The organism is Aliivibrio sp. S10_S31, from assembly GCF_014694495.1.
In the GTDB taxonomy this organism is placed as follows: domain Bacteria; phylum Pseudomonadota; class Gammaproteobacteria; order Enterobacterales; family Vibrionaceae; genus Aliivibrio; species Aliivibrio fischeri.
The window spans coordinates 88,881-97,200 of sequence record NZ_JAAUWR010000017.1; the positions used below are offsets into that span (position 1 = coordinate 88,881).

General features: G+C 38.7%; 6 protein-coding genes, 1 tRNA gene and 2 rRNA genes. 5 read left to right on the forward strand and 4 right to left on the reverse strand.

The window, feature by feature from the left end; all coding sequences use genetic code 11:
• The first annotated feature begins 112 nt into the window (after positions 1-112).
• The 4 genes from HC728_RS14885 (at position 113) to HC728_RS14900 (ending at position 5,249) form a co-directional block, all read left to right on the forward strand.
• Positions 113-679, forward strand: coding sequence for a TetR/AcrR family transcriptional regulator (locus tag HC728_RS14885; RefSeq protein WP_017019819.1), 567 nt, complete (start codon positions 113-115; stop codon positions 677-679).
• Positions 680-697: 18 nt separating this feature from the next.
• Positions 698-1,804, forward strand: coding sequence for an efflux RND transporter periplasmic adaptor subunit (locus HC728_RS14890; protein ID WP_017019820.1), 1,107 nt, complete (start codon positions 698-700; stop codon positions 1,802-1,804).
• 11 nt (positions 1,805-1,815) lie between these two features.
• Positions 1,816-4,887 carry a multidrug efflux RND transporter permease subunit gene (locus HC728_RS14895; RefSeq protein WP_012534378.1) on the forward strand — a complete coding sequence of 1,024 codons (3,072 nt, stop codon included), beginning with the start codon at positions 1,816-1,818 and terminating at the stop codon, positions 4,885-4,887.
• 110 nt (positions 4,888-4,997) lie between these two features.
• Positions 4,998-5,249: an accessory factor UbiK family protein gene (locus tag HC728_RS14900; protein ID WP_005421501.1), complete on the forward strand. Its 252-nt coding sequence runs from the start codon at positions 4,998-5,000 to the stop codon at positions 5,247-5,249.
• A 130-nt stretch (positions 5,250-5,379) separates the two neighbouring features.
• On the opposite strand, the gene ilvC is transcribed toward HC728_RS14900, so the two are convergent.
• Positions 5,380-6,864, reverse strand: a complete 1,485-nt coding sequence (gene ilvC / locus HC728_RS14905) for a ketol-acid reductoisomerase (protein WP_190395706.1) — start codon at positions 6,862-6,864, stop codon at positions 5,380-5,382.
• A 126-nt stretch (positions 6,865-6,990) separates the two neighbouring features.
• Between ilvC and ilvY the strand changes: the two genes are divergently transcribed.
• Positions 6,991-7,875, forward strand: a complete 885-nt coding sequence (gene ilvY / locus HC728_RS14910) for an HTH-type transcriptional activator IlvY (RefSeq protein ID WP_063667844.1) — start codon at positions 6,991-6,993, stop codon at positions 7,873-7,875.
• Between the two features lie 47 nt (positions 7,876-7,922).
• On the opposite strand, the gene rrf (HC728_RS14915) is transcribed toward ilvY, so the two are convergent.
• The 3 genes from rrf (HC728_RS14915) to rrf (HC728_RS14925) all read right to left on the reverse strand — a co-directional run bounded on the left by rrf (HC728_RS14915) (position 7,923) and on the right by rrf (HC728_RS14925) (position 8,311).
• Positions 7,923-8,038 (reverse strand): 5S ribosomal RNA (rrf, locus tag HC728_RS14915).
• Positions 8,039-8,055: 17 nt separating this feature from the next.
• Positions 8,056-8,132: transfer RNA gene (locus HC728_RS14920), tRNA-Thr, on the reverse strand.
• 63 nt (positions 8,133-8,195) lie between these two features.
• Positions 8,196-8,311, reverse strand: a 5S ribosomal RNA gene (gene rrf / locus HC728_RS14925).
• Positions 8,312-8,320 lie beyond the last annotated feature (9 nt).

Sequence of the window (8,320 nt, forward strand, 5' to 3'; positions counted from 1 at the left end):
ATAAAGTAAAAAATGTGATCTTTACGTTTCTTGACACAAAAACAGATTACATTTCAAACAGAGTCACCTAAAATAATGAATGAACGTTCATTCATTTCATAAGGACACATTTATGAAGGAGAAACGTCAGCTTATTTTAGAATCGGCCGAAAAACTATTAGCAACTGATGGCTTTCATGGCTTATCAATGCAAAAAGTTGCCAATCAAGCAGGCGTCGCAGCGGGTACTATCTATCGCTACTTTGATGACAAAGAAGCATTGATTGAAGAAATCAAGCTGAACATTATGCAACGTGTAGCAACTGCCATTCAAAAAGACATAGATGATAGCGATCCTATCAAGGTTCGATTTAGAGCTATGTGGCTAAATATTTGGCACTTTGCTATTTCAGAAAAAAATACTTTTTTAAATCGAAATCAATATGAAGCACTCCCGTCTTCGAATTTAATTAAGTTAAAGGAACTAGAGAAAAAAATATTTGCCCAAGTGAATCAACTCTTTATTGATGGACTTGAACAAGGCGTATTTAAACCTCTCAGTGTAGAAATCCTTATAGGGTTAAGCTTAGAAGCAAGTGTTTGCTTAGCAAAAAAACATTCTCAAGGCTTTTTTACATTAACAGATGATGATCTCAATTCGGCGATTGAAGCCAGTTGGGACGCAATTATTAAACACTAATTTGGAGTTCTAATCAGAATGAAAAAGTGGACTTTCTTTATGTTGCTTCTTGCACTACTTCTTTTTGGTAGCGTAATTGGTTTCAACATGTTCAAACAACAAAAAATAGCTGAATACATGGCTAACCGCCCTGAAGCTGAATTTCCAGTCACTGTAGAAACAATTAAACCGACACTTTGGACTCCAATCATTGAAGCAATCGGTTTTATTGAACCTAATCAAGGTGTAACGCTAACAACTGAAGTTAACGGCATTATTGATAAAATTTCATTTGATTCGGGTAGCCAAGTTAAAAAAGGCCAAGTGTTAGTTTCTCTTGATTCAAAAGTAGAAAAAGCAAACTTGAAGAGTACTCAAGCTCGCTTACCTGCAGCAGAAGCAAAATATAAGCGTTATAAAGGCCTATACAAAAAAGGCTCGATTTCAAAAGAGGCTTACGATGAAGCTGAAGCTAATTATTTCTCTTTAGCTGCTGATATTGAAAGTATGAAAGCATCTATTGATCGCCGTGAAATCAAAGCTCCTTTCTCTGGTGTTATTGGTATTCGTAATGTTTACCTAGGTCAATATTTACAACCAAGCACTGATATTGTTCGTTTAGAAGATACAAGTATTATGCGTCTACGCTTTACTGTTCCTCAAACGGATATTTCTAAGATCAACATTGGTCAAGAAATTGATATTTCTGTGGATTCATACCCAGAAGATACTTTCCGAGGTTCTATCAGTGCAATTGAACCTGCAGTAAACATTCAAAGTGGTTTGATCGAAGTTCAAGCAGATATTCCTAATAATGGCGGTAAGCTGCGCAGTGGTATGTTTGCACAAGCAAAAATCATTCTTCCAACTTTAGAAAACCAAGTAGTTATCCCTCAAACAGCAATTACTTTCACTCTATATGGTGACAATGTTTATATCGTTTCTGAAAAAGATGGCGTAAAACGAGTTCAACAACATGTAGTTAAAGTAGGTGAGCGAACTCAAGATATTGCACACATCTTAGAAGGCGTTAAAGCTGGCGATATGGTTGTAACAACTGGCCAAGTTCGTCTAAGTAACGACGCTAAAGTTCGTATTGTGGAAAGTAATGCCACAACACCACCTGCTGAAACACCAATGCTGTAATCGGAGGCATTATGCGCTTTACTGATGTTTTTATTAAACGTCCAGTTTTAGCGGTATCGATCAGCTTTTTGATAGCTTTGCTTGGTATCCAAGCAATTTTCAAAATGCAGGTTCGTGAATACCCTGAAATGACAAATACCGTTGTTACGGTAACAACAAGCTACTATGGTGCGAGTGCCGACTTGATTCAAGGCTTCATCACTCAACCCTTAGAGCAAGCGGTCGCACAAGCCGATAATATTGATTTCATGACATCTCAATCAGTAATGGGTCAATCGACTATTACTGTCACTATGAAATTAAATACGGATCCTAACGCTGCACTTTCTGACATATTGGCAAAAACTAACTCTGTTCGTTCTCAACTTCCTAAGGAATCTGAAGATCCAACAGTAACCATGTCAACTGGCTCTACTACGGCGGTTCTTTATATTGGTTTTACAAGTGATGAACTAGTATCAAGTCAAATCACCGATTACCTTGAGCGAGTGGTTAACCCACAATTGTTCACTGTTAATGGTGTATCAAAAGTTGACCTTTATGGTGGTATGAAATACGCGCTTCGTATCTGGTTAGATCCTGCACGTATGGCTGCTATCAAAATGACTGCAACTGATGTTATGGGTGTACTTAATGCCAATAACTTCCAATCAGCAGCAGGCCAAGCTACAGGGGAATTTGTTCTCTACAATGGTAGTGCTAATACACAGGTTTCTGATGTTGAAGAACTAGAAAACCTAGTGATTAGAACTAATGATGGTGAAGTTGTTCGTTTAAGTGATATAGCTAAAGTATCACTAGATAAGAGCCACGATGTATACCGTGCAAGTGCAAATGGTCAAGAAGCCGTTGTTGCTGCGATCAATGCCGCACCAAGTGCAAACCCAATCAACATTGCAGCAGATGTTCTTGAGTTACTTCCTCAATTAGAGAAAAACTTACCAAGCAACATCAAAATGAACGTAATGTATGATTCAACGATTGCTATCAATGAATCCATTCATGAAGTAATCAAAACGATTCTTGAAGCGGCTTTAATCGTATTAATCGTTATTACATTATTCCTAGGTTCATTCCGAGCAGTTATCATCCCAATTGTCACTATTCCACTATCACTTATTGGTGTGGCAATGGTAATGCAAGCAATGGGATTCTCTTGGAACTTAATGACCTTACTTGCCATGGTACTTGCTATCGGTCTTGTAGTGGATGATGCCATCGTTGTTTTAGAAAACGTTGACCGTCATATCAAGTTAGGTGAAACCCCATTTCGCGCTGCGATTATAGGTACTCGTGAAATCGCTGTCCCTGTTATAGCAATGACACTGACACTCGGTGCGGTATATGCTCCAATCGCAATGATGGGTGGTATTACAGGTTCTCTATTTAAAGAGTTTGCATTAACACTAGCAGGTTCGGTATTCGTATCAGGTATCGTTGCACTAACACTGTCTCCAATGATGTGTTCAAAAATGCTCGTGGCAAATGAAGAGCCAAATCGTTTTGAGAAAAAAGTTCATCACATACTAGATGGTATGAGTGAACGTTATGAACGTATGCTTAACGTGATCATGACTCGTCGTCCTGTCATCATTGCTTTTGCTGTTATTGTTTTTGCAAGTCTACCGCTATTGTTCAAGTTCATTCCAAGCGAACTAGCACCATCGGAAGATAAAGGTGTTGTTGTACTTATGGGTACCGCACCATCAAACGCGAACTTAGACTACATCCAAAATACAATGGATGATGTAAACAATATTCTGTCAGCACAGCCTGAAGTTGAATATGCTCAAGTATTTAATGGTGTTCCTAACTCAAACCAAGCGTTTGGTCTAGCAACACTTAAAACTTGGAGTGAGCGTGAAGCAAGCCAAGCAGAAGTAACTAAACGAGTTGGTGGATTAGTTTCTGATATCCCTGGAATGGCGGTTACTGCCTTCCAAATGCCAGAGCTTCCAGGTGCTGGCTCAGGCTTACCAATTCAATTTGTTATTACTACACCAAATAGCTTTGAGAGCTTATTCCAAATAGCAACCGAAGTATTAACTGGTGTTAAAGGCAGTCCATTATTTGTTTATTCAGATCTAGATTTGAACTTCGATTCAGCAACAATGAAGATCAATATAGATAAAGATAAAGCAGGTGCTTATGGTGTTACGATGCAAGATATCGGTATCACACTAAGTACGATGATGGCTGATGGTTATGTAAACCGAATTGACCTTAATGGTCGTTCATATGAAGTAATTCCTCAGGTTGAACGTAAATTCCGTTTGAACCCTGAATCAATGAATAACTACTATGTACGCTCAGCAAATGGTGAAGCAGTACCTCTTGGTAGCTTGGTTTCAATTGATGTGATTGCAGAGCCTCGCTCATTACCGCACTTTAACCAATTAAATTCAGCAACAGTTGGTGCTGTTCCATCACCAGGTATCGCTATGGGTGATGCAATTAATTGGTTTGAAGATGTAGCAAACAACAAGCTTCCAAGTGGTTACAATCACGATTACATGGGTGAGGCTCGTCAATATGTAACGGAAGGCAGTGCATTATATGCAACTTTCGGTTTGGCTCTTGCTATCATCTTCTTGGTTCTTGCGATTCAATTTGAATCAATCCGAGATCCATTAGTAATCATGGTATCTGTTCCATTGGCTATTTGTGGCGCGTTAATTGCCCTTGCTTGGGGAGCCGCATCAATGAACATCTATTCACAAGTAGGTCTTATTACCTTAGTTGGTTTGATTACTAAACACGGTATCCTTATCTGTGAAGTAGCAAAAGAAGAACAGCTGCACCATCAAAAAAGTAAGATGGCTGCGGTAACAGAAGCAGCCAAAGTACGTCTACGTCCAATCTTAATGACAACAGCAGCAATGATCGCAGGTCTAATCCCGCTATTATATGCAACTGGTGCAGGTGCTGCTCAGCGCTTCAGTATTGGTATTGTAATTGTTGCAGGTCTAGCGATTGGTACATTATTTACCCTATTCGTACTTCCTGTTATATACAGTTACTTAGCAAGTGAACATAAACCATTACCTGTCTTCGAAGAAGGTAAAGAGATTAAAGAATCTTAATGGTGAAATAAAATTAAAGGCTACTTCGGTAGCCTTTTTTTTATTTGAATAGCGACAATTGGAAAGGCTTTACTTAGAATAAGGAAAAAGTATTCAATTAAGGGTAAATAATGTTTGATCCAAAAAAGTTAGAGCAAGTAGCAAAACAGATTCATGAATCAATGCCACAGCCAGTAAAAGAGCTTGGTAGTGATGTTGAACAAAAAGTTCGTCAAGTTATTCAAGGACAGCTAAATAAGCTTGATGTTGTTAGCAGAGAAGAATTTGATGTCCAAACACAGGTTCTTTTACGTACTCGCCAAAAGCTAACTGCGATGGAACAAAAACTTGCTGAACTAGAAGAGAAACTTTCAGAAAAATAAAACAATAACCAACAATACAATCTGAAGTATCCAATTTTGAACTGATTATTGTATGTTATTAATTTATCCAGATTACGATAAAAAAAGGCTTGGTCATAAACCAAGCCTTTTTATTTAATTACAAATTAAATTAACCACCAACAGCAATTCGCTTCATATCGCTCATGTAGCTACGTAGCTCTTCACCAATATATTCAACTGGATGATTACGAATCGCATCATTAACAGCGATTAGCGTTGCATTATCCACTTGATTTGATGACTCACCTAATCCACGTCCAATAACATCTGTTTCAACAGAAGGCATGAATTTCTCACGAAGAAGTGGCGTTGCTACATTTGCAAATAGGTAGTTACCATATTCAGCAGTATCAGAAATAACTACGTTCATTTCGTACAAACGCTTACGTGCTACAGTGTTAGCAATCAGTGGTAATTCGTGCAGCGACTCATAGTAAGCAGATTCGTCAATAATACCTGATGCTGTCATAGCTTCAAATGCTAATTCAACGCCGGCACGAACCATTGCAACTAGTAAAATACCGTTATCAAAGTATTCTTGTTCAGAGATATCCACATCAGACTCAGGGTAGTTTTCAAACGCAGTTTGACCTGTTTCTTCACGCCAGCCAAATAGATTAACATCATCATTAGCCCAATCAGCCATCATTGTACGAGAAAACTCACCAGAAATAATGTCGTCCATATGTTTGTTATAAAGTGGACGCATTAGCTCTTTCAGTTCTTCTGAAAGCTCAAAAGCTTTTACTTTAGCTGGGTTTGAAAGGCGATCCATCATATGCGTAACACCGCCAAACTTTAAAGCTTCAGTAATTGTTTCCCAACCATACTGTAGAAGTTTACCTGCATAACCAGGCTCAATACCGTCAGCAATCATCTTCTCGTAAGATACGATAGAACCTGCTTGTAGCATGCCACAAAGAATAGTTTGTTCACCCATAAGGTCAGATTTAACTTCAGCGACAAAAGAAGACTCTAGACAACCCGCACGGTGACCACCTGTGCCAGCAGCCCAAGCCTTAGCAATATCCCAACCTTCACCTTTAGGATCGTTTTCTGGGTGAACTGCAATTAGAGTTGGAACACCAAAGCCACGTTTATATTCTTCACGAACTTCTGTTCCTGGACACTTAGGTGCAACCATCACAACCGTCAGATCTTTACGGATTTGCATACCTTCTTCAACAACATTGAAACCGTGCGAATAACCTAAAGCTGCACCTTCTTTCATAAGAGGCATCACAGTTTCAACTACATTAGTATGTTGTTTATCAGGAGTAAGATTAATAACTAGATCAGCTTGCGGGATCAGAGTTTCATAGCTAGCTACTTCAAAACCATTTTCTTTTGCATTTTTATATGATTGTCGTTGTTCATCAATAGCGGCTTGACGCAGTGCATAAGCAACATCTAAGCCTGAATCACGCATATTAAGGCCCTGGTTTAAACCTTGAGCACCACAACCAACAATAACCACTTTTTTACCTTTAAGGTAATCAGCTTCTGTTGCAAATTCTTCACGATCCATAAAGCGACAACGACCTAGTTGATCTAATTGTTCACGTAAATTGAGCGTATTAAAGTAGTTAGACATGATAAAACTCCGTAAATATCGTTTAATCCATTGAGATGATTCTGTGTATGAATTTGATAATAACGAAAGATTAACATTGTAAAAAGTGATATATTGGCAACACATGATTGCAATAAACACAACATTATGAATATAAAATTACTACAAACGTTTTTGCATTTATGCGAAAGCCATAGTTTCACACATACGTCTAAAGCTATGCACTTGAGCCCATCAGCTTTAAGCCGACAAATACAAAAATTAGAAGACGACATCGGTCATCCACTGTTTATTAGAGATAACCGAAGCGTCGAATTAACCAGTGCCGCAAAGCAACTGATACCTATAGCACTGAATATATGCTCCGAATGGAGTGGATATAAAGCCAGTTCGAACGTCGTAAACAATGCCTTAAAAGGACAATTAAAATTATTTTGCTCCGTTACTGCAAGCTACAGCCATCTTCCTCAATTATTAAATGACTTCAAAGTTAATTACCCACATATAGATATTAAGTTATCTACGGGCGATCCTGCTCAAGCAATAGAAAAGATTGAATCCTCTGAAGTAGATATCGCTATTTCAGCGGTACCAGAAAAACCTTCAAATAAGCTCGCTTTTGAAATTATTAGTGAGATTCCACTTTCAATTATTGCTCCCTTAGGTAACAACCAATTTATTAGTGAAATAAACAAAGAGAATAGTAATTGGGAGTTACTCCCTTTTATATTGCCCGAATCAGGTACTGCTAGAAATCGAGCTAATCAATGGTTTAAAGAACAAGGAATAAAACCAACTATCTATGCTCAAGTTTCAGGTCATGAAGCAATTGTGAGCATGGTTGCATTAGGGTGTGGGATAGGCATAGCACCAGATGTTGTGATAAACAACAGCCCAGTGAAAGATAAAGTACAACGATTAAATACATCACCAATTGCGCCATTTAAACTAGGTTTATGCTGTAAAAAATCAAAGTTAAATGATTCTGTTATTCAGGCGCTTTGGCAAGTTGCTGAAAATACATTTATTTAGTTCTGAAACGAAAAAAGGCTTCCCAATGGGAAGCCTTTTAAATTTGAGCCTAGCGATGTCCTACTCTCACATGGGGAAGCCCCACACTACCATCGGCGCTATTACGTTTCACTTCTGAGTTCGGCATGGGATCAGGTGGGTCCATAACGCTATGGTCGCTAAGCAAAATCTGTCAGTAAATGGTGCTGATACCCAGACTTGAACTGGGGACCTCACCCTTACCAAGGGTGCGCTCTACCGGGCTGAGCTATATCAGCAATATTTTTACTTAATTTAATCAAAAAAAGCCATCCGATAGGATGGCTTCTTTTTAAATTCAAGCCTGGCGATGTCCTACTCTCACATGGGGAAACCCCACACTACCATCGGCGCTATTACGTTTCACTTCTGAGTTCGGCATGGGATCAGGTGGGTCCATAATGCTATGGTCGCCAAGCAAATTCTT